This is a genomic window from Silanimonas sp. (assembly GCF_027531545.1).
In the GTDB taxonomy this organism is placed as follows: domain Bacteria; phylum Pseudomonadota; class Gammaproteobacteria; order Xanthomonadales; family Xanthomonadaceae; genus Silanimonas.
The window spans coordinates 1-1,082 of record NZ_JAPZSC010000032.1; the positions used below are offsets into that span (position 1 = coordinate 1).

The following is a 1,082-nucleotide window of genomic DNA, read 5'->3' on the forward strand; positions in this document are numbered from 1 at the left end:
GCGGTCCTGCTGCGCGAACGCCAGCGCCTGCCGCAGCCCCAGAGCTTGCAAAGAGACGTCAACGCGCTCCGCGAGGAGGCCGTGCAGATCCGGCTGCGCCTGTTCGACCTGGTCGATGCCGGTAGCGCGCTTGAAGCGCAGCGCAGCGAGCTTCGGGAGGCACTACCGGACGCGGACGCGGGCGACCCGGCGACGCTGGCGCGCGCGGATGCGCTGCTGCAGACCCGCAGCGAGCTGCTGCGTCGGCTGGAAACCAGCCTGCGCCGGCTTCTGGAGCGTATCGAGCAGGCCGAAGTCGCGCTTGATGGGAAGCTTGCCGCCAGCCTGCAGCTCAAGGCCCTGCTGGATCGCCAGCTGTTCTGGATTCCGAGCCACCGAAGCGTCGACTTCGACTGGCTGCGCGCCCAGCCAGCCGGTTGGGTCGACCTGCTGGCGCCCGGACGACTTGTCGAAAGCAGCGCACGCGCGCTCCAGGTGCTGTCCACGCGGCCATGGAGCGTGCTGGCCGGCAGCCTGCTCGTGGTGGCCTTGTTCGTGTTGCAGCGGCGTGCCCGGCAGGTGTTGCCCGCACTTGCACGCCCCACCCGCACGATTCGCGAGGACAGCTACCGGCACACCTGGCAGGCGCTGGGATGGACCCTGGTCGCCGCCCTGCCCTGGGCGGTGCTGGCGTGGCTCTCGGGGCGTCTGCTGCAGCTCGCAGGAGATCCCGGCCGCTACACGCATTCCATCGGCACAGCGCTCGCCGCGCTCGCCGGCAGCGTCGCCCTGTTCACGTTCCTACGCTGGCTGGTCATCGACAACGGGCTGGCGCACGCGCACTTCCGCTGGACCCGCGCCCGTCGCGAAGCGCTGGCGCGGATCGTGCCGCAGGCCGCAGTGGTGCTGCTGCCGGCGCAGTTCCTGAGCACGCTGGCGCTGGTGCGTGGACAGGATCTCGCCATCGACACCGCCGGGCGCAGCCTGCTGATCGTGTTCGCCATCGCGTGTGGCCTGCTGTTCCACTGGTTGCTCGCGCCGGGTCGGCTGTGGAGCCCCCGTGGTGGCGTGGTCGAGCCGGTTCGGCTGCGCCAGGCCCTGCG

At 71.1% G+C, this 1,082-nt stretch carries 1 protein-coding gene; it reads left to right on the top strand.

Annotation, left to right across the window (positions count from 1 at the left end):
* On the top strand, window positions 1-1,082 hold a 1,082-nt coding region (locus O9280_RS14525; protein WP_298344316.1), incomplete at both ends, for a hypothetical protein.